Origin of the sequence: Serratia sp. LS-1, from assembly GCF_003719595.1 — a bacterium.
Classification (GTDB): Bacteria; Pseudomonadota; Gammaproteobacteria; order Enterobacterales; family Enterobacteriaceae; genus Serratia; species Serratia ureilytica.
In genome coordinates, this window is the sequence record NZ_CP033504.1 from 1667163 (window position 1) to 1692290 (window position 25128).

A 25128-nucleotide genomic window follows, 5' to 3' on the forward strand; every position below is an offset into this window, starting at 1 on the left:
TCCCAACGAGTTCTGTCGATGAAAAACATTCTTTCTATCCAGTCGCACGTGGTGTTTGGTCACGCCGGCAACAGTGCGGCGGAGTTTCCGATGCGCCGCATGGGCGTCAACGTCTGGCCGCTGAACACGGTGCAGTTCTCCAACCATACGCAATACGGTCAGTGGACCGGCTGCGTCATGCCGGCCAGCCACCTGACCGAGATCGCGCAGGGCATCGCCAATATCGATCAGCTGAAACGCTGTGATGCGGTGTTGAGCGGTTATATCGGTTCGCCGGAGCAGGGCGACCATATTCTGGCGATCGTGCGTCAGGTTAAGCAGGCGAATCCGAATGCCTGGTATTTCTGCGATCCGGTGATGGGACATCCGGAAAAGGGATGCATCGTGGCGCCGGGGGTGGCCGAGTTTCACTGCCGTCAGGCTTTGCCGTGCAGCGACATGGTGGCGCCGAACCTGCTGGAGCTGGAAATGCTGAGCCAGATGGCCGTCGCCAACGTGGACGACGCGGTGCAGGCCGCTCGTTCGCTGATCGCCAAGGGGCCGCGATTGGTGCTGGTCAAGCACCTGGCCCGTGCCGGCTATCACACCGACTGTTTCGAAATGCTGCTGGTGACGGCGGACGAAGCCTGGCACATCAGCCGGCCGCTGGTGGACTTCGGGGCGCGTCAGCCGGTCGGCGTCGGCGATTTGACCAGTGGTCTGCTGCTGGTGGATCTGCTGAAGGGCGAGGCGCTGGATAAAGCGCTGGAGCATGTGACCGCCGCCGTGTATGAAGTGATGCTGACCACGCAGGCGATGGGCGAGTATGAATTACAGGTGGTGGCGGCGCAGGATCGGATCGTGCAGCCGCGCAGCGAGTTCAGAGCGGTAAAACTGTAAGCGGCATCGGGCCCCGGCGAGAGCCGCCGGGGCTGAACCTTACTTCAATCCTTCGGCGTTCAGCGCCGCATCTACCGCCGGGCGCGCCGCAACGCGATCGAACCAGGCCGCCAGATGGGCGTGCTTGCGCACATCGAACTGCAGGGCGAATGCCCAGCGCAGCACGGTGAACAGGTAGGCGTCGGCCACGCTGAAACGGCTTCCCAACAGGAAGTGCTGCTTCGCCAGTACCGAATCCAGATAGCTGAACTGCTGCTCCAGCCTGGCGCGCGCGATGGTTTTATATTCCTCGGGCGTCTTCGGGTTGAACAGCGGGCTGAACCCTTTGTGCAGCTCGGTGGCGATGTAGTTCAGCCATTCGATCGCGTGGTAGCGCGACAGGGTGCCCGCCGCCGGGATCAGGTTGCGGTCCGGCACGCGGTCCGCCAGGTATTGCACGATCGCCACGCCTTCGGTCAGCAGGCTGCCGTCATCCAGCAGCAGCGCCGGTACCTGTCCCTTGGGGTTGATGGCGAGGTAATCGGCACCGCTCTCGGTTTTCTTCTGCGCCAGATCGACCTTCTCCGCCGTAAAATCCAGCCCTGCCTCACGCAGCACGATATGCGGGGACAGCGAACAGGCGCCGGCTTTATAGAACAGTTTCATCGGAAGCTCCTTGTTGATGACGAATGACGGGCATGCTTAACCTCTCATCGTAGTCCCACAGCGCCAAAATTACAGCGGCTTAGCTAACAAATTTAACCGACGATCGCCTCAGCGGGCTGCAGCTGCGCCAGCGTCGCGGCGATCTGCTGCTGCAGCGCCTGCGGCGCCACCTGCATCGGCGAGCGCAGTTCGTTGGCGATCAGCCCCTGTTGGGCCAGCACGGTCTTGACCGGCGCCGGATTCGGGAAGCTGAACATCTGGTGGATCATCGGCAAAAGCTCATAGAAGTTGCTGCGCGCCGCGGCCAGATCGCCGGCGGCGACTTGCTGCACCAGCTGGACGAAACGTTCAGGGTGAACATGCGCGGCGGCGGAGATGGCGCCGGTGCCGCCGAGGCACAGCGTGGTGAGGATCAGATTGTCTTCCCCGGTCATCACATCGATTTCGCCGTCGGCGATCAGCGCCATGGTGGCGTCAGGGTTGCCGCCGCAATCCTTGATGGCGGTGATGCGCGGGTGACGTGCGAGCCGACGCAGCGTGGCCAGCTCCATGGCGATGCCGGTGCGCTGCGGAATGTTGTACAGGATCACCGGCACGGTGGAGGCGTCGGCCAACTGGGTGAAATAGTCTATCAGGCCGCATTGCGAAGGGCGGATGTAGTAAGGCGCCGGGATCAGCACGCCGGCGATGTCGCGCAGTTGAATGGCTTGCTGCATCTGCAGCGTGGCGGCCATGTTATTGCCGGAAAGGCCCATCACCACCTGATGGGCGGGCGCCACCTCCAGCACGGCGTCGAGCACCGCCAGCTGTTCTTCCTTGCTCAGCGCGGCGGCTTCACCGGTAGAGCCGCAGACCACCAGGCCGTCGATGCCGGCGTCGAGCAGGTGCCGCGCCAGGCGTTTAACCGCCGGCAGATCGACGGCATCTTGATTGAAAGGGGTAACCATCGCCACCCAAATACCCGAAAATGAGGCCATAAAATATTCCTTCTGTGTGACCGACAGAGAAGCCAGATGAGAAAATTGAAGGCGGGGCGTTGCAGGCCATCCAGTCAGCTCATCTGACGGGACAGCTCGCCCCGGTCAAATGAGCGTCTGTTTCTTCGATGTAACCGCCGCCAAACCGCCAACGGGCAACGCCGGGAGAATCGGTGTATTAACGTTGCGCGGATAGGCCATGGCAGTCTCGTGAAAAGAGGATGTGGAGGTGATAATGAATATTCTTCATCAGGCTGTCAATTTACAACAGATTGATAACATTGTTATTCATGATGGGTGAGGGCAGATGAGTTTGGCTAATAAACGACAATCCCCGCGGCGGCGGGGATTGTTTGGCTGATTCAGCGCGGCGGGCGGGTACCGATGGTGGCGGACCAGCTGAAGGTGTCGCCGCTTGGCCGGTAGCGGTTGGCCTTGCGTTCCGCGCGCTCTGCCTTGGCGAGCTTCGCTCTGGCGGCCATGATGCGCGCCACCACTTCATCTTTGACCTTGTGCTGTTCGGCGTTGGTCAGCGGCCGGCCGTGGCTTTTACGCGCTTTGTCCAGCTCGGTTTTGACTTCTCGTTGCTCGCTTTCCGTCATCTCTTTCAACGTCAACTTTTTCATCTTTGCCGCCCGTTCGGTGAAGTTGGCTTTCAGTTTAACGGTGTTATGTGACCGAAAATGTTATGGGCATAACGAAAATGCCCCGTAAGCCCAGGTTACACCTCTTCCAGCAGATCGTCGACAAAGCGCCGCATCCGTTCGGTGCGCTGCTCGGCCATCTGTCGCCCGGCGGCGGTCTGGAAGCCGTCTTGCAGCTTGAAGAGCTTGGTTTCGAAGTGATCCAGGCTGAAACGCTTGTCATCGTATTGACGATGTTCGGCCCGCGGGTCCGCAGCGTCATACAGCGCGCTGCGCATGCGGCCGCCGATATAGAAGCAGCGGGCTACGCCAATCAGGCCAATGGCGTCGAGACGATCGGCGTCCTGCAGGATCTTCGCTTCCAGCGTTTGCGGAGGGATGCCGGCGGAAAAACTGTGCGCTTCGATAGCGTGGGCCACCGCCGCGATGTCCGCCGGCGCCCATTCGAGCCGGGTCAGCGTCAGCGTGGCTTGCTGCGCCGCCATGCGCGAAGCCAGGTGACGCTGCGGCGAATTCTTTTCCACCGCCACGGCGTCATGCAGCAGCACCGCCGCGCAGAGAATGCGCCGGTCGCCGCCTTCCAGCTTGCTGATGCGGCGGCAGTTCTTCCAGACTCGGTGCAGGTGCGCCACATCGTGCGAGCCATCGTCCGATTCGAGGGTGAGCGGCAGCAGCGTTTGCGCCAGCGTCTGGTAGGGGGAAAACGGTTGTAACAGCTCTTGCGTCAGCGAGGGTAAAGACACGTTCAGCTCCTGTTGGGGGAAATCGGGCAATCAGCATAGTCGCGTCGGAGGTCGAGGGAATGACAGAAGACGACTATTGTTTACTAAAGTGCAACCTACTATTGTCACAACTGCGGTTTTTGCAGCGAAACAAGCAACCTAGAATAGCCGCATTCCGCCGTCTCCGCCTGGTGAGAGCCTGTGTCCGCGGAGATGGTCGGAATATCCTTATCAGCCATGGGAGAAGAGACATGCCAACCCCTCTTGAGATAGTGCGCGCGACTTACGAAGGCAGTTCCGAAGAAAACGGCCGTAATCTGCTGGCGGCGCTGGCCCCCGATGCCGAGTGGACCGAAGCCGCCGGTTTCCCTTACGCCGGTACCTATATCGGCCCGGAGAATATCATCAAGAACGTGCATCAGCGTTTGGGCAGCGAATGGCAAGGTTACCGCGCCGATGTCGATCACTTTTACGACGCCGGCGACAACGTGATTGCTCAGGGTTTTTATCACGGCACTTACCGGGCCACCGGCAAAGCCTTCAGCGCCTCCTTTGCGCATATTTATACGGTGCGCGCCGGCAAGATCGTGAAGTTCGTGCAGATTGTCGACAGCGCTAAAGTGCTGGAAGCGATGCAGCCTTAATCGCCGCTGTGCTTGCCGAATTTGCGGTCAAACTCGCGCCGGTAACCCCGAGCCTTGTTGCGATCGCGGATCCACAAATAGCCGCACACCAGCGCAACCGCTCCCGAGAAGGTGACGTTGCGCATATCCCGGTCATACCAAAACACCAACAGCGCATCCAGCGCAGCAATCAGCGCGATCCATTTGTACATATGGGATTGGCGCCGCGTGGCGGCGTTGAGTCGTTTTAACTGTCTGGCTTCGTCCAACACCGGTTTTTGCTGCATAGCGTTTCGTTATCATCAGGCTGTTCACGCTAAATTAGCAGAATCCTGCCAACTGCCGCAAAGATTAACGCACGCCGTCAGGCGGTTTTCAGCGTTCCCCGGGGCACGCTGAAAATTTATGCGCAGACGCTGGTATTGTTTATCGGGTGTGATAGGTTATTTATTCGCTATTTATGGGTTTTTATTCAATCAGCGCTGTGTCATCAAGCCGTAGTACTGGGCGGTTAACGTGATGGGTTCGACGCATGCGGCGGTTAACTTCGGCAGGAGAATATGATGAACGATAAGACGGCACGCCCGCAGGATGTGGTTCAACAACAGCTTGACGCCTATAACGCCCGCGATATTGAGGCCTTTATGGCCTGCTGGGCGGATGACGCGCAGTATTACGAACACCCCGACACGCTGCTGGCCAGCGGCAAGGCGGCGATCCGCGAACGGCATCTGGCGCGCTTTCGCGAGCCGAGCCTGTACGGCGAACGAATAAAACGCATGGCGGTGGGGAATATGGTGGTCGATCAGGAGGTGGTGACGCGCAACTTCCCGCAGGGGCGCGGCAAAATGGATGTCATCGCCATTTACGAAGTGGAACAGGGGCGGATCGCCAAAGCCTGGTTCAAGATCGGCCCCTGCGTGCCGGACGAAGGCGCGCTCTAGCCGCGCCTTATTGCAACGCCATCACCGCCTCTATCTCTACGCACACTGCGGGTGAGAACAACGCGCTGACCGCCATCAAAGAACAGGCCGGCAGCGCGCCGTCGAAATAGTCAAACAGCACCGGGCGCACGCTCGCCAGAGCGGCGATGTTGGTCAGGAACACGCTGATTTTAATCAATGCCTTGAGATTGACGCCTTCGCTGGCGGCGATGGTCGCCAATTGCTCAAGGATCTCCTGCGTTTGCTGCGGCGCGCTCAAGCCCTGCGCGTCGGTGGCGAAGGCCGTCAAGCCAGATACGTACAGGCGATCGCCGTGGCGCACGGCGTGCACATAAGGGCCACCCGGCGTAGGCAATTGCGGATAATTAATGCGTTTTAATGATGTCATGGTCAAACCCCGCGCAAGACCGGTTAATAAAATCGACAAACTTGGTTAGGATACTGGAGAAAACGCGGCAAAGCGCCGCACGCCGATGATATCTGAGAGAATCATCCCCCTTTATGTTATACGCCGTCTCTCACGCGAATGTGACAGTGCGGCGCAGATCGGCAACAAGGACGCAGAGACGATGAACCCGCTTTTTACGCCTTACCTGCAGCGCTGGCGGCTGGAGCAGGACGGCAAAGCCTTCGAAACCCACAGCAGTCTATTGATGCCGGTGCGTTACCGGGGCGCGGCGGCCATGCTGAAGATCGCCCGCGAGCAGGAGGAGCGCTTCGGCGGGCAGCTGATGTGCTGGTGGCGTGGAGAAGGTGCCGCGCAGGTGCTGGCGTGGCACGACGACGGCATTTTGCTGGAGCGCGCGCAGGGCGAAGGGTCGTTGGCGCAGCTGGTGCGTGACGGCGACGATGAACAAGCCACGCAGATTCTGTGCCGGGCGATCGCCGCCTTGCATGCGCCGCGGGCGGCGCCGTTGCCTGAGCTTATCCCGTTGCAGGAGTGGTTCAGCTCGCTGTGGCCGGCGGCCCAGGCGCACGGCGGCATGCTGCGTCTCAGCGCCACGGCGGCGGCGGAGCTGTTGAGCAGCCCGCGAGAAGAAAGCGTGTTGCACGGGGATATCCACCATGACAATGTGCTGGACTTTGGTGCACGCGGTTGGCTGGCGATCGATCCCAAGCGTTTGTACGGTGAACGGGGCTTCGATTACGCCAACATCTTCTGCAATCCTAACTACGGCGTCGCCACCGATCCGGCCATTTTTCATCGCCGCGTGGAACAGGTGTGCCGGTTGGCCGGGCTGGATCGCCGTCGTCTGCTGCAATGGATCCTGGCCTGGTCGGGGCTTTCCGCCGCCTGGTTCATGGAAGACGGGCAGGCGGCGGACATTGATTTTCGCGTCGCTGAACTGGCGGCACGCGCGCTGGATCTCACGTTGCCGGACGGCGATTCAGGGTTCATCCTGCCAGTAATCGAGCGAGGCTGAAGGGCGCTGCAGGTAACGCACCTGCTCGCCGTCATTGCCGCGCGCCATCGCCTGGTATTTACCTGAGTCCGGATACATCACCACTTCCGGCTGTTCGCGCGTGCTGACGGACAGATACTTCAGCGGCGCATCGGAGGTGTTGATGATCTGGTGCGGGTATTCCGGGCCAGGCGGAATGAAAATGACATCTCCGCTGACGATCGGCAGCATTTCTCCGGCTACCCGCAGCGTTCCGCTGCCTTCCAGAATGATGAACATTTCCTCCTGAGCGTAGTGAAAATGATAGGGGCAGGAACGCATGCCCGGCGCCACACAATCGAAGGAGGCGCCCAGCTTGTCGGCGGCGGTGCCGGTGCCGAGACGAGCGCCGACGCTGTCATACAGCGGCGGCCGCCGGTCATGCTTCATCTCTACCTGTTCGACATTGCGTATCAAGCGCTGGGCTAACAGCGCGGCTTTCTCGGTCATAAGCTTCCTTGGTGACGGCGTCACTTATTATGTGAATTGACATTCAGACGACAGAGAAAGTGAAGGCGCCACGGCGCCGCTTGTCAATGTAGACCGCCCGTTACGTCACGGTGTTTCGCCGCGGCAGCGACAGCAGCAGATGCGCGATGGCGCCGCCGACAATGCCCCAGAATGCCGAACCGATGCCGAGCAACGTGACGCCGGAGGCGGTGATGAGGAAGGCGATCAGCGCCGCGTCGCGCTGTTTTTCATCATGCAGCGCGCGTTGCAGGCTGCCGCCGATGGTGCCGAGCAGCGCCAGCCCGGCGATGGTGTGGATCAAGGCGACCGGCAACGCGCTGAACAGCAGGCCGATGGCGCCGCCGAACAACCCGGCCAATAAATAGAAGCCGCCGGCGGCCACCGCGCCCATATAGCGCCGCTGTGGATCGGGATGCACGTCCGGCCCCATGCAAATGGCGGCGGTAATGGCGGCGATGCACACCGAGAAACCGCCGAATGGCGCCAGCAGCAGCGCGGTCAGCGCCGTCCAGGCGATCAGCGGTGAGGTGGGAACACGGTAGCCCGCCGCCTGCAGCGTAGCGATCCCGGGGGCGTTCTGTGAAGCCATGGTGACCACGAAGAAGGGCACCCCGATGCCGAGCAGCGTCGGCCAGCTGAAATGCGGCGCGATAAATTCCGGCACGGCGACCGCCGGCGCCTGTTGCGCCAGATGGATATCGCCCTGTAGCGCGGCGATCGCCAGCCCAATCGCCAGCGTCAGTACGATGGCGTAGCGCGGCAGGTAACGGCGGCTGAGCAGATAGGCCAGCCCCATACCGGCGCTGAGGAGGAAATCGAGCTGCAGTGAAGCGAAGGCGTCCAGCCCGAAACGCAGCAGGATCCCCGCCAACATCGCGGCAGAAATCGCCTGCGGAATATAATCCATCAGGCGGGCGAACAGCCCGGTGACGCCGCAGAGCAGGATCAGGCCCGACGCGAAGATGAACACCCCGATCGCCTCATTGATCGGCGTGCCGGGCAGGCTGGTGACCAGCAGCGCCGCTCCTGGCGTCGACCACGCGGTGAGGATCGGGGTGCGATAGTACAGCGAAAGCCCCAGCGAGGTGACGCCCATCGCGATCCCAAGCGTGCTCAGCCAGCCGCCGATCTGCGCCGGCGTGGCGCCTGCGGCGGCGGCGGCCTGGAAAATGATGGCGGCAGAGCTGGTGTAGCCGACCAGAACGGCGACAAAGCCGGCCATGACGGAGGGCAGGGTCAGATGGCGCAAGGAGAGGGCTGGGCGCATGAGGAGCTCCAATCGGTGAGTGTGCGTTATAACGCACGGTAAGAAATCAGCATAGCACCGTGCGCTATAGCGCACAAGCGGGTATAATCGAGCGCGATACGCAGAGGAGAACAGGATGCAGGAACTTGCCGCCCATTTGGCGCACACCCTTCGCACGCTGCGCGTGCAGCGCGGCTGGAGCCTGACGCAGGCGGCGGAATACACCGGCGTCAGCAAGGCGATGCTCGGGCAGATTGAGCGCGGCGAATCCAGCCCGACGGTGGCGACGCTGTGGAAGATCGCCACCGGTTTCAACGTGGCGTTCTCCGCCTTTCTTGAGGCGTCGCCCGCGCAGCAGCAGGCGACGCTGCACCGCTACGGCGAACTGCCGGTGTACGATCAGGACAACGCCGATATGCGCGTGGTGCCGCTGTTTCCCTACGATCGCCAGCTGGGTTTCGACATGTTCGTCATCGATCTCGCGCCGGGCGCGCTCAGCGAATCGTCGCCGCATGAGCCGGGCGTGATTGAGCATGTGATCGTGATCAGCGGCCGGTTGGAATTGGCGATAGACGGCGAGTGGCACAGCCTGGCGGCCGGCGAGGCGATGCGCTTTCAGGCCGATCGGCCGCATGCCTACCGCAACGCCGGTTCACACACGGTGCGCATTCACGATCTGATCCACTATCCTCAATCCTGACTCAACGCGGCGGCCGCGGGCTTTGACTCCGCGCCGCCAAACGCCTACCTTGTTGAAAATGACTCTTATTTCACAGGCTGTCGCCCATGACGGGGCGGCGTTGCAGCCGACTCAAAAGGAGCTTGATTTTGCCGGTCACCAATCGACGTCAGTTTATTAAACTCAGTGCGCAAACCGCAGGAGCCGTATTCGCGATGACTTCATTACCCAACAGTATCCGCCTGGCGATGGCGGCGGAGGGCGGCGCGGCCGCCGGCGATGAATTCCTGTGGCTGGAAGAGCTGCAGGGTAAAAAAGCGCTGCAATGGGTGCAGCAGGAAAATCAGCGCACCGTGGCACGTTTCGGCCAGGGCGAAGACTTTCAGCGCATTGAGCGCGAAGTCCTGGATATCCTCAATAAAGACACCCAGATCCCGTGGGTGAGCAAACGCGGCGAGTACTATTACAACTTCTGGCAGGATCAGGCCAACCCGCGTGGCCTGCTGCGACGCGCCACGCTGGACGAGTACCGCAAGGCCAAACCGGCCTGGGAGACGGTGCTGGATATCGATGCGCTGGGCAAGGCGGAGGGCAAGGATTGGGTTTATCAGGGCTCGCAGCCGCTGGCGCCGGAATACCGTTATTGCCTGATGCAGCTGTCGCCGGACGGCGGCGACGCCACCGAAATCCGCGAATTCGATCTGGTGGCCAAACGCTTCGTCAAAGACGGCTTTAACGTACCGGTGGCGAAAAGCCGGGTTTCCTGGGTCGATCGGGACACGCTGTTCATCGCCACCGATTTCGGCCCCGGCTCGATGACCCAGTCCGGCTACGCGCGCATCGCCAAACGCTGGCGGCGCGGCACGCCGCTGAGCGCCGCCGAAACGCTGTACGAAGCGCAGCCCGAGGACATGGCGGTCTTCGCCTATCACGACCGCACGCCGGGCTTTGAGCGCGATTTCGTCGGCCGCAGCCTGGATTTCTACCGCCGCGACTATTTCTTGCTGACTCAGGACGGCCGGCAGAAAAAAATCGACATCCCCGCCGACGCCGAGCTGGATACGCATCGGGAATGGCTGCTGATCAAGCCGAGCAGCGATTGGGACGTGGGCGGCAAGCGCTATCCGTCCGGCTCGCTGTTGGCGGCCAATTTCGACGACTATCTGGCGGGCAAGCGCGAGCTGCAGCCGCTGTTTACCCCGACGGCGGAGCAGGCGCTGAGCGGCTACAGCGGCACTCGCGATCACCTGATCCTCAGCATCATGGATAACGTGGTCAACCGACTGGAAGTGCTGACGCCGCAGGGCGGCAGCTGGCAACGTCGCCCGCTGGGCAATCCCGGCGCCATCAGCACCCTTTCCGCCGGCGGCATCGACGACGAGAGCAACGCCTATTTCCTGACGGTCAGCGGGTTCCTGCAGCCGACCTCGCTGTATATGGGCAACCTCGACGGCGGGGAAGCGACGCTGCTGAAACAGGCGCCGCAGGACTTTGACGCCGCTGGCTATCAGGTCAGCCAGCATTTCGCGCGCTCCAAGGACGGCACCCGTGTGCCGTATTTCCAGATCGCCGCCAAAGATCTCAAGCTGGACGGCAGCACGCCGACGCTGCTGTACGGCTACGGCGGGTTTGAAGTGCCGCTGCTGCCGGGCTATCTGGGCGGCAAAGCGCCGGCCTGGCTGGAGCGCGGCGGGGTATACGTGGTGGCCAACATTCGGGGCGGCGGTGAATATGGTCCGGCCTGGCATCAGGCGGCGCTCAAGCAGAATCGTCATCGTGCCTATGAGGATTTCGCCGCCGTGGCCGAAGACCTGTTCGCGCGCAAGGTGACTTCCGCGCCGCATCTCGGCGCGCGCGGCGGCAGCAACGGCGGTCTGCTGGTAGGCAATATGCTGACGCTGTATCCGCAGCTGTTCGGCTGCATCGTCTGCGAAGTGCCGCTGTTGGACATGCAGCGCTATACCCAACTCTCCGCCGGCGCGTCGTGGATCGCGGAATACGGCGATCCGAGCAAGCCGGAGCAGTGGGCCTATATCAAAACCTTCTCGCCGTACCACAATATTCAGGCGAAAACGGCCTATCCGCCGGTGCTGTTCTATACCGCCACCAGCGACGATCGGGTCAACCCGGCCCACGCGCGCAAAATGGCGGCGCGCATGCAGGCGATGGGGTATCAGCAGGCTTACTTCTACGAAAATACCGAGGGTGGGCACAGTGCCGCCGCCGACAAGCAACAGGCGGCGTTCCACAGCGCGCTGGTGAGCGAATTCATGTGGGCCAACCTGAGCGGCAAGCGCAAGCCAGCGTAAACACGTTTCTTGCGGGCATAAAAAAACGCCGGGGGTTAACCCCGGCGTTTCTATTTACGCTCAATCCACAGGCGATCAGTGAGCCGCCGTGGCTTCCTGCGCTTTCTGATTCAGGTCTTCGCTGGTGTCCAGCGTCATGCGGTACAGTTTCGGCGCGGTCAGCATCATCAGGATGGCGATGACGGCGGTGGCGATGCCGATTTGCATAAACACATGGCTGTAGATGGCCAGTGAAGCGTGCGCGTCGTTGATGTCGCTGGGGACGGCGGTCAGACCGGCGACTTTACCGGCGATCAGCGCCGCGGCGGCGGTGGTCAGGAACCAGGAACCCATGATGAAGCCCATCAGACGCTGCGGCACCAGCTGCGCCACCATCGCCAGACCCAGACCGGAAATCATCAGCTCGCCGATGCTCTGCAGCGCGTAGCTCAGGATCAGCCAGTTGACCGACACGATGCCCTGTTCGTTGGCGAAGCTGGCGCCCCATGGCAGCACCAGGAAGGCGCAGGAACACAGGATCATGCCGAAAGCGAACTTGTGCGGCATCGGCAGGCGATCGCCCATCTTGTTATACAACGCGGCCAGAATCGGGCTGGCGAGCATGATCCAGAACGGGTTCAGCGCCTGGTACTGCTCCGGCTCGAAGGCGACGCCGAAGATGCTGTGCTCCACGTTGTGGATGGCGAAGAAGTTCAGCGAGGTCGGCATCTGGCTGTACAGCACGAAGAATACCACCGCTTCCAGCATCAGCAGGAAGGCGACGATCATTTTGCGGCGTGCGGCGCCATGCAGGGCGAAGGCTTCCTTGGCGAACACGATCACGATCCCGGCAGAGATGAAGGCCAGCGCCCAGCGCGCGATCACCTGGTTGTGCAGCAGCCAGCTGGACACGGCGACCAGCGCCACGATGCCGACCAGCACCATCAGCAGTTTCGGCAGATGCAGCGGCTTGAAGTCAGGCCTGGAGCCGTTTTTCTTCACCCACTTGTGGCACATCATAAAGTTGACCAGGGTGATCAGCATGCCGACCACGCTCAGGGAGAACGCCACGCTCCAGCCGTACTTCGCCGCCAGCCACGGGGTAGCCAGCATGGAGAAGAAGGAACCGATGTTCACCGACATGTAGTACATGGTGAAGGCGCCGTCGATACGCGGGTCGTCTTTCTCATAGCAGGTGGAGAGCAGGGAGGACGGGTTGGCCTTGAACAGGCCGCTGCCCACGGCGATGGTCGCCATGCCCAGGTAGACCCAGAAGATGTCGTGGCCGGAGTAGGCCACCATGGCGTAACCGGCGGCCAGCACCAGCGCGCCGAGCACGATCACGCGTTTGGCGCCCAGCACCTTGTCGCCCAGCCAGCCACCAATGGCGACGAAGCCGTATACCAGGGCGCTGAAAGAAGAGAACAGGGTGATGGAGTCGGCTTCGCTCAGACCGAGCATCTTGACCAGATAAACCGCCATGATGCCTTGCAGGCCGTAATAGCCGAAGCGCTCCCACAGTTCGATCGAGAAGATCAGATAGAATGCTTTCGGTTGTTTGAACGCGTTAAGGCTCACGCTCTCCTGGTGTTGGTTGTTTGCTGTTGACACGGGTACCTCTGTTTTTTCGCAGCCCGTCTTTAGGGGACGGGAAAGTACAAAAGTTGATGCGGAACGGCATCCTTTTGCGTTGTTATAGGATGGGGACGGCGGTTAATGTTCACTATCTTTGTCAACGTGGCAAGCAGTTTGTCATATTCTGTTACATTTAACGCCGGCAGGATTATGCCGCGATGTTGCAAATGTTATGCAGTATTAACTTTCGGCTTTTAGTGGTTTATCGATTTTTTGTTTTGATTAAAAGCTATACGAATTTTAAACAGGGATATATTCTGCTGAATTGCTATTTTTTAGCGCATCAGTGTACGTGAGGTTATTAATCCGTTGGAATGTTGTGTATATGGCGCGATTTGTAAAATTATAGAAATTTAGGAAAACGGGGCTGGCATTTGTGAACGCCTTGTGATCCTGAAAGCGTGACGTTCACCGCAATTTTCGACTAATTTTTTGCTTGAAAATAACGCAGCGATGGGTTTCTTACTGAAAACCGTGATAACGCCGGGGTTACTGCTGCGCGATATCACATTTTTGATAAAAAAGCGGCGTTGGCGAGGGAAGAGGACGCGGCGGGTGCGGTTTGCCGCACCCAACTGACTCAGGATTCCGGATAAACCTTTTCTTTATATTCGCACAGGTCTTCGATGATGCAGGAGCCGCAGCGCGGTTTGCGCGCGATGCAGGTGTAGCGTCCGTGCAGGATCAACCAGTGATGGCAATCGACCTTGAATTCGGCGGGCACCACCTTCAACAGTTTCTCCTCCACCTGATCGACGTTCTTGCCCGGCGCAAAGTGGGTGCGGTTGCACACCCGGAAGATATGGGTGTCCACGGCGATGGTTGCCCAGCCGAAGGCGGTGTTGAGCACCACGTTGGCGGTTTTGCGGCCAACGCCCGGCAGCGCCTCCAGCGCGGCGCGATCTTCCGGCACTTCGCCGCCGTGCAGCTCCAGCAGCATGCGGCAGGTCTTGATCACGTTTTCGGCCTTGCTGTTGAACAGACCGATGGTCTTGATGTACTCCTTGACGCCATCAACCCCCAGCGCCAGCATGGCGGCGGGGGTGTTGGCGACCGGATAGAGTTTGGCGGTCGCCTTGTTAACGCTCACGTCGGTGGCCTGCGCAGACAGCAATACCGCGATCAGCAGCTCAAACGGCGTGGTGTACACCAGCTCGGTGGTCGGATGCGGGTTGTTGTCGCGCAGCCGGGTCAGAATTTCCAGTCGCTTCTGCTTGTTCATCAGGCCTTCTCAGCACGTCCTTGTTCCAGCAGCGGTTCCGCCGCCACGGCGCGGGCTTTGCGCGCCTTCATTCTTTCGTCGATCAGATACTTGACCGCCAACAGCAGGCCCAGGCCGATAAAGGCGCCTGGCGGCAGCATGGCCAGCAGGAACGGGCTGTCGAAGTGCACCACTTCGATGCGCAGCGATTTGGCCCAGCCGCCCAGCAGTTGATCGGCGCCGTCGAACAGCGTGCCGTTGCCCAGCAGCTCGCGCATTGAACCCAGCGTCACCATGACGCCGGTGGCGCCGAGGCCGATGGCCATGCCGTCCAGCGCCGAGAGGCCGACCGGTTTCTTGGCGGCCACCGCTTCGGCGCGGCCCACGACGATGCAGTTGGTCACGATCAACGGAATAAAAATGCCGAGCGACTGATACAGACCGAAGGCATAGGCGTTGATCAGCATCTGCACGATGCTCACCACCGCGGCGATGATCATGACGTAGATTGGAATACGCACTTCGCTTGGCACCCAGCGACGCACCGCGGAGATGGAGGCGTTGGTGAGCGTCAGCACCAGCGTGGTGGCCAGCCCCAGGCCCAGCGCGTTGGTGACGGTGGAGGTCACCGCCAGCAGCGGGCACATGCCCAGCAGCTGCACCAGGGCGGAGTTGTTCTTCCACAACCCCTGGACGATCAATTCTTTGGCTTCACTCATTCGCTGGCTCCACACGCAGGTAAGCTTTCAAGTTTAGGCGGCAGCGTTTCCATATACAACGCCGTGCGGCGCACCGCATTGACCACCGCACGCGGGGTGATGGTGGCGCCGGTGAATTGGTCGAACATGCCGCCATCTTTCTTCACCGCCCAGCGTTTGTCGTCCGGGCCTTCGATTTTCTTGCCGCTGAAGAAGGAAATCCAGTCGGAAATGCGCAGTTCGATCTTGTCGCCCAGCCCCGGGGTTTCATGGTGTTCAATCACCCGGGTGCCGAGTACCGTGCCGTTGAAATCGGCACCGACCAGCAGCTTGATGGCGCCGGAGTAACCGTCCGGCGCGGTGGTTTCCAGCGCGGCGGCGGTCGGTTGCCCGTTTTTGCGCGCCAGGTATAAACGGTGTGGCGCGCCGTCGCCCAGCGCCGGATCGCTGACCAGGAAGCATTCGTTCTGCATGACGTTGTCGTAATTTTCCGGCGGCACCACCTGATCGAGCAGGGCTTTTTGCTGCAGCGCCGCCTGATGCGCGATGGTGGTTTTCGTCAGGGCGTAGACCACGGCGGTGAGGCCGGTGGTGACCGCCGCAAACACCGCCAGCGTGGTGCCGTGCTTTCTCATGGAATTCAGCATGGCGGCTCCTTAGCGATGGCCGTACACGCGCGGCTGCGTGTAGTGGTCGATTAACGGGACGGTGATGTTGGCGAGCAGCACAGCAAAGGCCACGCCGTCAGGGTAGCCGCCATAAACGCGGATCAGCCAGACCAGCACGCCGATCAGCGCGCCGTAGATTAAACGGCCCTTCGGCGTGGTGGAGGCGCTGACCGGGTCGGTGGCGATAAAGAACGCGCCCAGCATGCTGGCGCCGGAGAACAGGTGGATCAGCGGCGAAGCCTGATGCGCCGGATCGAGCCACCAGGCCAGACCGGAGCAGAAGGCGATGGCGGCCAACATGCTGAAGGGGATCTGCCAGTGGATCAGGCGGCGCGCCAGCATAAACAGGCCGCCGGCCAGAAAGCCGAGGTTGACCCACTGCCAGCCGATGCCCGCCAGCGCGCCGCCGAACAGCGGCTGCTGCAACACTTGTTCAACGCTGTGGCCGCTGCGCAAACCGGTTTTGAAGCCGTCGAGCGGTGTAGCCTGGCTGATGCCGTCAACGCCCATCTGCAATTCGTGCAGCGTCGCGCCCTGAGCGGTATGGCCGCTGAAAATCGCCAGCAGCGTGTCGTGGAACGACAGTGCGGTGGCGCGCAGCTCATCCGGCGGCAACCAGCTGGTCATCTGCACCGGGAAGGAGATCAGCAGCACCACGTAACCGACCATCGCCGGATTGAACGGGTTCTGCCCAAGGCCGCCGTACAGCTGTTTGGCGATGACGATGGCGAAGAAGGTGCCGATGACGATCATCCACCACGGGGCCAGCGGCGGCAGGCTGATGCCGAGCAGCAGCGCGGTCAGCAGGGCGGAGTTGTCCGCCAGCCGGCTGCGCACCGGCAGCTTGCGCAGCCTGAGGATCGCGCCTTCTGCGGCCAGCGCGACGCTCGCCGCCAGCGCCACCTGAATCAGCACGCCATAACCGAAGAACCAAATCTGTGCTGCGATGCCGGGAATGCAGGCCAACATCACCCACAGCATAATGCGGCTGGTGCTTTGCTGGTTGTGGGTGAACGGCGAGCTGGCGATGTGTAAGCCTTTGGCGGCTGTGGGTGATACCGGCCTGAACTTCATAGAGTAACGATACCTTCTGCGCCGCGCCTGCGGCAGTTTCGATGCGCCGAATTGCGGGCGCGGCAAAAATAATAGCCGAGCATTCTACCTGATTCGATGCGAGGGTAATACGCCTTAATGATAGGGGTATTCGGCTTTTCGCACCCGTTGAGATCGGCGTGGCGCGATTTGATTTTTTTTTGGCCGGAAAATGGGCTAACGTGAGGAATTGTCTGTGGAACTTGTGCCGCCATCGCCCCTGAGAAATGGGGTAACCGTATGAATGAAATATCATTTTTGTCCAGATTTCCGCACAAAATAACAACTTTCACATAATACGTGTAGGTTACTATCGCGAACATTATTGAGTCAGTGAATCCATAATAATGACAAATGAAGACATTTTTTTTATTGAAGAGCTAATTGAGTGGGTGGAGATACATCTGGAGAAACGGCCAAACCTGGATGAAGTTGCGCGTATTTCGGGCTACTCCAAGTGGCATCTGCAGCGTAAATTCAAGCGTATTACCGGCATTCAACTCGCCACCTATATCCGCTCGCGCATCTTGACGCGCGCCGCGGTGGCGCTGCGCATCACCCGTCGCTCCATCATCGACATCTCCGATGAGCTGGGCTTCGACTCGCAGCAGACCTTTACTCGCATGTTCAAGCAGCGCTTCGGCACCACGCCCAATCGCTACCGCTCGATGGAGCACTGGGACGTGAAAAACCTGATGCCGCGCTTTAACTTCGAAGCCAGCTACGGCGCGGGATATTATCCGGAAGTGAAGCGGCTGACGCTGCCCGAGATGCAGCTGGTCGGCTTCTCGCGCCGGCTGGATTTCGCCTCCGAACAAGAGCTGGAGTACGCGTCCTGCATGGCGATGAAGGACGAGATTTTCAATGACTTCTTCAAGGGGTTGCACGTCGACTGCCGGCGAATTTACAGCATTTATTGCCCGCAGGCCGGGAAAGGCGACGAGCTGTCGTCCACGCTGGTGATGGCGGTCGATCCTGAACATAAAAAGGACATTCTTTCCAATCATCAGATAGACACCATCCATCTGCCGAGCCGCGAGTTTATCTCCATCAACCATAAGGGCACGGCGAAGGAGTGTCTGCAGTTTTTCGGTTATCTGGTGTCGCATGTGATGCCGGGGCTGAAGGATAAGGTGCGCGGCAGTATGGAAATGGAGATCATTCAAACCAAAGAGTGGAACCCGGAGTCCAAACTGCGTCAGATTGAAGTGGACTACACCTATCTGATCTCTATCGATTAAACGGCGCCCGGCGTAGGCCAGGCGCCGCCGTCATCATTTGTCTTCCGTTTCCGCCGCCAGCGATTCTCTGGCGGCTTTTTTGGCTTTGGCGCGGGCGATAGCCGCCGCGACCGCCGCCTTGCGCGGATCTTCTTCGGCGTCAGCCGGAGCCGGTTCTGTCTCAGCCGGAGCGTCCGCCTGCTGCGCCGCTTTTTTGGCTTTGGCGCGGGCGATAGCCGCCGCGACCGCCGCTTTGCGCGGATCTTCTTCGGCGGTAGCCGGAGCCGGTTCTGTCTCGGCCGGAGCGTCCGCCTGCTGCGCCGCTTTCTTGGCCTTCACGCGAGCCAGGGCGGCGGCGACTGCCGCTTTACGCGGATCTTCTTCGGCGGTAGCCGGAGCCGGTTCTGTCTCGGCCGGAGCGTCCGCCTGCTGCACCGCTTTCTTGGCCTTCACGCGAGCCAGGGCGGCGGCGACTGCCGCTTTACGCGGATCTTCTTCGGCGGCAGCCGGAGCCGGTTCTGTCTCAGCGGGAGCGTCCGCCTGCTGCGCCGTTCTCTTGGCCTTCACGCGAGCCAGGGCGGCGGCGACTGCCGCTTTACGCGGATCGTCCTCTGTCGCGGCATGGGCGGTGATGTCTGCGGCCGGTGCCTCTTTGCGCGCCTTCACGCGGGCCAGCGCCGCGGCCACGGCGGCCTTACGCGCGTCGTCGCCTGAGGTTGCCGGCGAGGCTTGTTCCGCTTCGGCCGCCAACTGGGCGCGCCGTTCACGCGCCTGCGCTTTACGCGCTTCGCGGGCGGCGATCATCTCGCTGTTGTCCGGCTGCTGGCCGTCGACCGGCGTAACCGCCGCTTCGGCATTCTTGCTGCGTACGCGCGCCAGTGCGGCCTGTACCGCCCCCTGATCGTCGTCGGTCAGTTTGACGGCGGCCTTTTTGTGCCGCTCTTCGCGCGCCAGTTTCTCGCGCTCCAGACGCGCCAGCTTGGCCTCGTAACGCGCCTTGGCCTCGGCGGTGCGCGCCGCTTCCAAATCGATAGCCTTGATTTCGGCCTTTTCCTGCCGGTAGTACTGCACCAGCGGAATGTTGCTGGGGCAGACGAACGCGCAGGCGCCGCATTCGATGCAATCGAACAGGTTGTGGTTGCGCGCCTTGTCGTGCTCCTGCCCGCGGCTGAACCAGTACAGCTGTTGCGGCAACAGCCCGGCAGGGCAAGCGTCCACGCACAGGCCGCAGCGGATGCAGGATTGCTCGGGTTCCTGCGGCGTCATTTCATCCACCGTCGGCGCCAGAATGCAGTTGCTGATCTTGACGATCGGCACGTTCAGCGCGGGCAGGGTAAAGCCCATCAGCGGGCCGCCCATCACCACCATCTGCTGCGCCTGCGGACGGAAACCGACGAAATCAAGCAGGTGCTGCACCGGCGTGCCGATGCGTGCCCACAGGTTGCCAGGGCGCTCGACCGCCTCGCCGGTCAGGGTCACCACGCGCTCAATCAACGGTTCGCCGTCGACGATCGCCCGCTTGATGGCGAAGGCGGTGCCGACGTTTTGCATCAGCACGCCGATAGCGGAGGAGTGCTTGCCGTGCGGCACTTCCTTGCCGGTCAAAATCTTGGTCAGCTGCTTGGCGCCGCCGGACGGGTATTTGGTGGGGATGACGCGCAGGGCAATGCCGGTCTGGCCGCGCAACGCCTGTTTCAGCGCCGCGATCGCCTCTGGCTTGTTGTCTTCAATGCCGATCAGCGTGACCTTGGGCTGCAGAATGTGTTGCAGGATCTGCGTGCCTTCAACGATCTGATCGGCATGTTCCTGCATCAGGCGATCGTCGGCGGTGATGTAAGGCTCGCACTCGGCGGCGTTGAGGATCAGCGTTTCCACGCCGCTCATGCCGCCTTGCAGTTTACTGGCGGTCGGGAAACCGGCGCCGCCCAGACCGGCGATGCCGGCCTGATGAATACGTTGAATCAGCTCCGCGGCGGGCGATTGGCGGTAATCCGCCACCGGCTCGCGCTCGCACCAGCGGTCTTCGCCGTCTGCCTCGATAATCACGCACAGCTCCGACAGCCCGGAAGGGTGAGCGGTGATGTGCGGCGTGATGGCGCTAACGGTGCCCGAGGTCGGGGCGTGCACCGGCACGGTGCGCCCGCGGCCGACGGTCAGCGGCTGGCCTTTCAACACCCGATCGCCGGCGTTGACGCACAGTTCGCCTTCCGGTCCCAGATGCTGCTGCAGCGGAATGATAAAGGTCTTGGGCAGAGGGGCGACACGCAGCGGCGCGCCGCTCGACTGAGTCTTCATTTCCGGTGGATGGATCCCGCCGTCGAAATCCCAGATCCGGTCTTTTTTAAAGGCGGCGAACAGATTAAGCATGTTGCTCCACGTGGATCACTTGCACCGGGATCGTCTTCATGTCCCACTTCCAGTTGGCGGTGGTGGTGGCGACCGGTCTCATTTCAATACAGTCGGTAGGGCAAGGGGCGACGCACAGATCGCAGCCGGTACAGAGGTCGGTAATGACGGTATGCATGGCGCGGGTGGCGCCGACGATGGCGTCAACCGGGCAAGCCTGAATGCACTTGGTGCAGCCGATGCAGTTGGCCTCGTCGATATAGGCCACTTTACGCTCCGGCTCGGCGGCGGCTTCGCTGCCCAGCGGCTGCGGCTCCACGTTGAGCAGCTCCGCCAGTTTCAGCATCACCTGTTCGCCGCCCGGCGCGCATTTGTTGATCATCTCGCCGTTGGCCACCGCCTCGGCATAGGGGCGACAGCCGGGGTAGCCGCACTGGCCGCACTGGCTCTGCGGCAGGATCGCGTCGACCTGCTCGGCGACCGGATCCTCTTCCACCTCAAAACGGCGCGCGGCGTAGCCCAGCACCAGTCCGAACAGCAGCCCGAGCGCGCTCAAAGCCGCGATAGCTATCCACAACGCAGTCATTAGAATTTCACCAGCCCGGTAAAGCCCATAAAGGCCAGCGACATCAGCCCGGCGGTGATCAGTGCGATCGAGGAGCCGCGGAACGGCGCCGGCACGTCGGCCACCGCCAGACGTTCGCGAATGGCGGCGAACAGCACCATCACCAGCGAGAAACCGGCGGCGGCGCTGAAACCGTAAACGGCGGACTGCAGGAAGTTATAACCGAGGTTGACGTTAAGCAACGCCACGCCCAGCACCGCGCAGTTGGTGGTGATCAGCGGCAGGAAGATGCCCAGCAGGCGATAGAGCGCCGGGCTGGTCTTGCGCACCACCATCTCGGTGAACTGCACCACCACGGCGATCACCAGAATGAAGGAGAGCGTGCGCAGATACACCAGATCCAGCGGAACCAGAATAAAGGTGTTGATCACCCAGGCGCTGACGGAGGCCAGCGTCATGACGAAGGTGGTGGCCATTCCCATGCCGATGGCGCTTTCCAGCTTCTTGGAAACGCCGAGGAACGGGCACAGGCCAAGAAACTTCACCAGAACGAAGTTGTTCACCAGTACGGTGCCGACAAACAGGAGCAGGTATTCGGTCATTGCGATGCCTAAAAAAATAAAAGCCGCCTATTATCGGGAATCGGCGGCCGGACGACAACATATGAATCGCAGGGGTATTGCCTTTTTTGGTGAAAATTTACACAAATCACCCAATAAAACGTGCTGCAATCGCCTTTAACGTTCGGTAAAGGTCCCTTTGACCCGCTGCGAACGCTTGATGTAAGGCACCAGCAGCGCCGCCATCAGCAGCGGCCAGCCGAGGCTGCGCACCGCCACTTCATCCGGCACCGGCGCGAAGGCGAAGGCTTTCACCGCCAGGATCACCGTGATCAGCAGCCATAACAAGAACAGCTTGGGGAAGCGCTGCGACCGCTGGCAAAACAGAAATACCAGCCACAGGGTGAAGCCCCACATCAAGAGCGTGGTCAACACCGAAAAGTACCATTGCAGGGTAAACGCCTGGGCGTTGGTCAACAGATAGTCGCGCGACTCGGGCATGAAGATCGCCATGGCGTACAGGAGCAGCATCAGGCTGGCGCTGAGCAGGGTGACGATCAGATAGGCCAGCGGGGCCAGCAACCAACCGCCGATACGAGAGTATTCAGCTTGAGACATAAAACGGCTTCCTGATTGAATCGGGGATCACAGGCGGCATAGCTTAGCGGGTAATATAGGCTTCGTCATCCCTATCAACCGGATAGCTCGGCGTCGCGGGCTCGGGCCGCACGTTTGGCTACTCCGGCGCCGTGCCGACCCCGCTTCGAATTAACATCTCATTTACTTCTTGTTCCAGCCGTCCGCATGGTGTCAAATCGAAAGGGTCTGTCGTGAGCCTGCAAGAGGAAATCCCATGGCTGAGAAAATTCGTGTCGGGCTGGTCGGTTACGGCTACGCCGGCAAAACCTTTCATGCGCCGCTGATCGCCGGTACGCCCGGGCTGGAGCTGGCCGCCGTTTCCAGCAGCGATGCCGGCAAAGTGCGCGCGGACTGGCCGTCGATGACGGTGGTGGGCGATGCGCAGGCGCTGTTCGCCGATCCGGCCCTCGATCTGATCGTGATTCCTACCCCCAACGATACCCATTTCCCGCTGGCGCAACAGGCGCTGGCCGCCGGCAAGCACGTGGTCGTGGACAAACCGTTTACCGTGACATTGTCACAAGCTCAGGCGCTGCAGCAACAGGCGCAGCAGAGCGGTTTGCTGTTGTCGGTGTTCCACAACCGTCGCTGGGACAGCGATTTCCTGACCCTCAAAGCGCTGCTGAACGACGGTTCGCTGGGCGAGGTGGTGTACTTCGAGTCGCACTTCGATCGTTACCGGCCACAGGTGCGTCAGCGCTGGCGCGAACAGGGCGGCGTCGGCAGCGGCATCTGGTTCGATTTGGGGCCGCATCTGCTCGATCAGGCGCTGCAACTCTTCGGCAAACCCGAGCGGCTGTTTGTCGATCTGGGTGAGCTGCGGCCGGGGGCGCAGGCGGTGGACTATTTCCACGCGCTGCTGAGCTATGGCAATCGCCGTGTGGTGCTGCACGCCAGCATGCTGGCGGCGGCGGAGAGCCCGCGCTATGTGGTGCACGGCACCCGCGGCAGCTATGTCAAATACGGCCTGGATCCGCAGGAAGACCGGCTGAAGGCCGGCGAACGCTTGCCGCAGGCCGACTGGGGCTATGACATGCGCGAGGGTGTGGTGACGCTGTCACGCGGCGACCTGCTGGCGGAACAGCCGCTGCTCAATATTCCCGGCAACTACCCGGCTTATTACGCGGCGGTGCGCGACGCGATTGCCGGCATAGGCGAAAATCCGGTGCCGGCCGCCGACGCCATCGCGGTGATGGCATTGATCGAACTGGGGCTGGAATCGGCCCGGCTGCAGCAGGCGCTGCCGGTGGTCTGATCCCGCCCACTTTTCTGTGGCCCGGCGCAACGTCGGGCCTTTTTACGACTCTACGTGCAAGGAAATCCGTTTCATGTCCTGGTTGCAGCGTTTGCGCATTGACAAATTTTTGCTGGTTCTGATTTTGGTGGTGATCGTCGCCTCGCTGTTCCCCTGCGAAGGCATCTGGAAAACCTTCTTTGAACACCTGACCACCGCCGCCATCGCGCTGCTGTTCTTTATGCACGGCGCCAAGCTGTCGCGCGAGGCGATCATCGCCGGCATGAGTCACTGGAAGCTGCATCTGCTGGTGTTCCTCAGCACCTTTGCGCTGTTCCCGCTGCTCGGGCTGGCGATGAACCTGTTGGTGCCGGGCATCATGACGCCGACGGTCTATCTCGGCTTCCTCTATCTGTGCGCGCTACCGGCCACGGTGCAGTCGGCCATCGCCTTTACGTCGGCGGCGGGCGGCAACGTGGCGGCGGCGATCTGCAGCGCCTCGGCGTCGAGCATTCTCGGTGTGTTCCTGTCGCCGCTGCTGGTGGGGGCGTTGATGCATACTCAGGGCGGTAATACCGACGTGCTGCACGCCATCGGTTCAATCATTTTGCAATTGATGGTGCCGTTCGTGATCGGTCACCTGGCGCGGCCATTGATCGGCAAGTGGATCGATCGCCATCGCAAATTGATCAATCTGACCGACCGTTCGTCGATCCTGCTGGTGGTGTATACCGCGTTCAGCGCGGCGGTGGTGGAAGGGATTTGGCATCGCATCGACGGCTGGTCGCTGCTGACCATCCTGGTGATGTCGCTGGTGCTGCTGACGGTGGTGCTGGTGATCAACACCTACGCGGCGCGCTGGCTGGGCTTTAACACCGCCGATGAAATCACCATCGTCTTCTGCGGATCGAAAAAGAGCCTGGCGAACGGCATCCCGATGGCCAATGTGCTGTTCCCAGCCGCGGCGGTGGGCGCCATGGTGCTGCCGCTGATGATTTTCCACCAGGTTCAGCTGATGGTGTGCGCGGTGCTGGCGCAGCGCTATGCGCGTAAAACCGCTAAACAGCGGGCCGAGGCGGAGGCGCTGGCGGCCAAATAGGCCGCAGGCCGCTAACGGTGGCCCAGCGCGTCGAGCAGAAAGTCGGCGCGCTCGTCCGGTGAGGCGCGCGGCAGCTCTTGCAGCCGATAGCCATAACGGCGATAGACGGCTACCATCGCCCGGTAGGTCAGCTCGGCTTCGGCGAAAGATTGTTTTCTTTCGCTGTCCTGCGCGTAGATCGCTTGCCACGGCGGGGCGATGAACACCCTTTCGGCATAGCGAAAGACGCCGATCGCCGCCGTCAAATGCGCGGGGATCGGCAGTCCGCACAGCGTGAGATACCCGGCGATATCCGGCAGCCCGCGATCGAAGAACCAGCATGTTTCCCCCGTTGCTTCGCGCCATGAGCGCAGTTCCCAATCGAGCATCCGCTCGGCGAAGGCCTGGCGATCGCCCCACGGCAGCGCATGGCCGCCGATACTCACCTGATCCTGAATAATCGCCCGGCCGGCTTCCTGCGAGTGCGGAAAGCCGCGGCGATGAAGAACGTCGATGAGCGTGCTTTTGCCCGAACCCGGGCCGCCGGTCAGCACGATGCGGCGTGTTTTGTCAGACATGCGAAATTCCTCTTTTGCGGCAGAGTCATGGGGTAACACAGCGATAAAGACGAG

General features: G+C 61.2%; 27 protein-coding genes. 9 read left to right on the forward strand and 18 right to left on the reverse strand.

The window, feature by feature from the left end; genetic code table 11:
• The first annotated feature begins 18 nt into the window (after window positions 1–18).
• Window positions 19–879 carry a pyridoxal kinase PdxY gene (gene pdxY, locus EDY99_RS08205; protein ID WP_047575974.1) on the forward strand — a complete coding sequence of 287 codons (861 nt, stop codon included), beginning with the start codon at window positions 19–21 and terminating at the stop codon, window positions 877–879.
• Between the two features lie 39 nt (window positions 880–918).
• On the opposite strand, the gene gstA is transcribed toward pdxY, so the two are convergent.
• The 4 genes from gstA to EDY99_RS08225 form a co-directional block, all read right to left on the reverse strand.
• Window positions 919–1524, reverse strand: a complete 606-nt coding sequence (gstA, locus tag EDY99_RS08210) for a glutathione transferase GstA (protein ID WP_025302671.1) — start codon at window positions 1522–1524, stop codon at window positions 919–921.
• Between the two features lie 92 nt (window positions 1525–1616).
• A complete protein-coding gene (dapA, locus tag EDY99_RS08215; RefSeq protein WP_042784387.1) occupies window positions 1617–2501 on the reverse strand; it encodes a 4-hydroxy-tetrahydrodipicolinate synthase in 885 nt (294 codons plus the stop codon).
• 362 nt (window positions 2502–2863) lie between these two features.
• A complete protein-coding gene (locus EDY99_RS08220; RefSeq protein ID WP_033642935.1) occupies window positions 2864–3127 on the reverse strand; it encodes a DUF3811 domain-containing protein in 264 nt (87 codons plus the stop codon).
• 95 nt (window positions 3128–3222) lie between these two features.
• Window positions 3223–3918 (reverse strand): HD domain-containing protein, encoded by a 696-nt coding sequence (locus tag EDY99_RS08225; protein WP_080301939.1) that lies wholly within the window; start codon window positions 3916–3918, stop codon window positions 3223–3225.
• 200 nt (window positions 3919–4118) lie between these two features.
• Here EDY99_RS08225 and EDY99_RS08230 point away from each other — a divergent pair, with 200 nt between their 5' ends.
• Entirely contained in the window at window positions 4119–4511 is a 393-nt protein-coding gene (locus tag EDY99_RS08230; RefSeq protein ID WP_033642937.1) for a nuclear transport factor 2 family protein, read from the forward strand.
• Here the strand turns inward: EDY99_RS08230 and EDY99_RS08235 are convergent.
• Window positions 4508–4777: a hypothetical protein gene (locus tag EDY99_RS08235; RefSeq protein WP_033642938.1), complete on the reverse strand. Its 270-nt coding sequence runs from the start codon at window positions 4775–4777 to the stop codon at window positions 4508–4510. The two genes, EDY99_RS08230 and EDY99_RS08235, sit on opposite strands and share 4 nt — an antisense overlap.
• Before the next feature lie 276 nt (window positions 4778–5053).
• On the opposite strand from EDY99_RS08235, the gene EDY99_RS08240 reads away from it, so the two are divergent.
• Window positions 5054–5434, forward strand: coding sequence for a nuclear transport factor 2 family protein (locus EDY99_RS08240; RefSeq protein ID WP_033642939.1), 381 nt, complete (start codon window positions 5054–5056; stop codon window positions 5432–5434).
• Window positions 5435–5441: 7 nt separating this feature from the next.
• Here EDY99_RS08240 and EDY99_RS08245 read toward each other — a convergent pair whose 3' ends face one another.
• Window positions 5442–5822 carry a RidA family protein gene (locus EDY99_RS08245; RefSeq protein ID WP_123062164.1) on the reverse strand — a complete coding sequence of 127 codons (381 nt, stop codon included), beginning with the start codon at window positions 5820–5822 and terminating at the stop codon, window positions 5442–5444.
• A 181-nt stretch (window positions 5823–6003) separates the two neighbouring features.
• Here EDY99_RS08245 and EDY99_RS08250 point away from each other — a divergent pair, with 181 nt between their 5' ends.
• On the forward strand, window positions 6004–6858 hold the full coding sequence (locus EDY99_RS08250; RefSeq protein ID WP_033642940.1) for an aminoglycoside phosphotransferase family protein: 855 nt from the start codon (window positions 6004–6006) through the stop codon (window positions 6856–6858).
• On the opposite strand, the gene EDY99_RS08255 is transcribed toward EDY99_RS08250, so the two are convergent.
• Window positions 6823–7326, reverse strand: coding sequence for a cupin domain-containing protein (locus tag EDY99_RS08255; protein ID WP_033652588.1), 504 nt, complete (start codon window positions 7324–7326; stop codon window positions 6823–6825). The two genes, EDY99_RS08250 and EDY99_RS08255, sit on opposite strands and share 36 nt — an antisense overlap.
• 100 nt (window positions 7327–7426) lie before the next feature.
• Entirely contained in the window at window positions 7427–8614 is a 1188-nt protein-coding gene (locus EDY99_RS08260) for a benzoate/H(+) symporter BenE family transporter (RefSeq protein ID WP_123061653.1), read from the reverse strand.
• A 115-nt stretch (window positions 8615–8729) separates the two neighbouring features.
• Here EDY99_RS08260 and EDY99_RS08265 point away from each other — a divergent pair, with 115 nt between their 5' ends.
• Both EDY99_RS08265 and EDY99_RS08270 read left to right on the forward strand, forming a co-directional pair.
• Complete coding sequence (locus tag EDY99_RS08265) at window positions 8730–9293, forward strand: helix-turn-helix domain-containing protein (protein WP_123061654.1); 564 nt, start codon at window positions 8730–8732, stop codon at window positions 9291–9293.
• A 194-nt stretch (window positions 9294–9487) separates the two neighbouring features.
• On the forward strand, window positions 9488–11581 hold the full coding sequence (locus EDY99_RS08270; protein ID WP_123061655.1) for a prolyl oligopeptidase family protein: 2094 nt from the start codon (window positions 9488–9490) through the stop codon (window positions 11579–11581).
• A 75-nt stretch (window positions 11582–11656) separates the two neighbouring features.
• Here EDY99_RS08270 and dtpA read toward each other — a convergent pair whose 3' ends face one another.
• The 5 genes from dtpA to rsxD all read right to left on the reverse strand — a co-directional run bounded on the left by dtpA (window position 11657) and on the right by rsxD (window position 16836).
• Complete coding sequence (gene dtpA / locus EDY99_RS08275) at window positions 11657–13171, reverse strand: dipeptide/tripeptide permease DtpA (protein ID WP_033642946.1); 1515 nt, start codon at window positions 13169–13171, stop codon at window positions 11657–11659.
• 604 nt (window positions 13172–13775) lie between these two features.
• Window positions 13776–14417 (reverse strand): endonuclease III, encoded by a 642-nt coding sequence (gene nth, locus EDY99_RS08280; RefSeq protein WP_019455952.1) that lies wholly within the window; start codon window positions 14415–14417, stop codon window positions 13776–13778.
• Window positions 14417–15115 carry an electron transport complex subunit E gene (locus tag EDY99_RS08285; RefSeq protein WP_033642947.1) on the reverse strand — a complete coding sequence of 233 codons (699 nt, stop codon included), beginning with the start codon at window positions 15113–15115 and terminating at the stop codon, window positions 14417–14419. The genes nth and EDY99_RS08285 overlap by 1 nt, the downstream gene beginning before the upstream one ends.
• Window positions 15112–15741, reverse strand: a complete 630-nt coding sequence (gene rsxG / locus EDY99_RS08290) for an electron transport complex subunit RsxG (RefSeq protein ID WP_033652583.1) — start codon at window positions 15739–15741, stop codon at window positions 15112–15114. Before rsxG ends, EDY99_RS08285 begins: the two co-directional genes overlap by 4 nt.
• Before the next feature lie 9 nt (window positions 15742–15750).
• A complete protein-coding gene (gene rsxD / locus EDY99_RS08295) occupies window positions 15751–16836 on the reverse strand; it encodes an electron transport complex subunit RsxD (protein WP_047575957.1) in 1086 nt (361 codons plus the stop codon).
• A 365-nt stretch (window positions 16837–17201) separates the two neighbouring features.
• Here rsxD and EDY99_RS08300 point away from each other — a divergent pair, with 365 nt between their 5' ends.
• Entirely contained in the window at window positions 17202–18095 is an 894-nt protein-coding gene (locus tag EDY99_RS08300) for a helix-turn-helix domain-containing protein (protein WP_046686976.1), read from the forward strand.
• Between the two features lie 33 nt (window positions 18096–18128).
• Here EDY99_RS08300 and rsxC read toward each other — a convergent pair whose 3' ends face one another.
• The 4 genes from rsxC to EDY99_RS08320 all read right to left on the reverse strand — a co-directional run bounded on the left by rsxC (window position 18129) and on the right by EDY99_RS08320 (window position 22163).
• Entirely contained in the window at window positions 18129–20441 is a 2313-nt protein-coding gene (gene rsxC / locus EDY99_RS08305; protein ID WP_123061656.1) for an electron transport complex subunit RsxC, read from the reverse strand.
• Entirely contained in the window at window positions 20434–21006 is a 573-nt protein-coding gene (gene rsxB / locus EDY99_RS08310; RefSeq protein ID WP_004938428.1) for an electron transport complex subunit RsxB, read from the reverse strand. The genes rsxC and rsxB overlap by 8 nt, the downstream gene beginning before the upstream one ends.
• Entirely contained in the window at window positions 21006–21587 is a 582-nt protein-coding gene (gene rsxA / locus EDY99_RS08315; protein ID WP_004938443.1) for an electron transport complex subunit RsxA, read from the reverse strand. Before rsxA ends, rsxB begins: the two co-directional genes overlap by 1 nt.
• Window positions 21588–21722: 135 nt before the next feature.
• Entirely contained in the window at window positions 21723–22163 is a 441-nt protein-coding gene (locus EDY99_RS08320; RefSeq protein WP_004938446.1) for a DUF2569 domain-containing protein, read from the reverse strand.
• A 235-nt stretch (window positions 22164–22398) separates the two neighbouring features.
• On the opposite strand from EDY99_RS08320, the gene EDY99_RS08325 reads away from it, so the two are divergent.
• Together EDY99_RS08325 and EDY99_RS08330 are read left to right on the forward strand one after the other, a co-directional pair.
• A complete protein-coding gene (locus tag EDY99_RS08325) occupies window positions 22399–23439 on the forward strand; it encodes an oxidoreductase (RefSeq protein WP_069100784.1) in 1041 nt (346 codons plus the stop codon).
• Between the two features lie 73 nt (window positions 23440–23512).
• Window positions 23513–24517: a bile acid:sodium symporter family protein gene (locus tag EDY99_RS08330; protein WP_033640474.1), complete on the forward strand. Its 1005-nt coding sequence runs from the start codon at window positions 23513–23515 to the stop codon at window positions 24515–24517.
• Between the two features lie 11 nt (window positions 24518–24528).
• Here EDY99_RS08330 and EDY99_RS08335 read toward each other — a convergent pair whose 3' ends face one another.
• Window positions 24529–25074, reverse strand: a complete 546-nt coding sequence (locus EDY99_RS08335) for an AAA family ATPase (RefSeq protein WP_123061657.1) — start codon at window positions 25072–25074, stop codon at window positions 24529–24531.
• Between the last annotated feature and the right edge of the window lie 54 nt (window positions 25075–25128).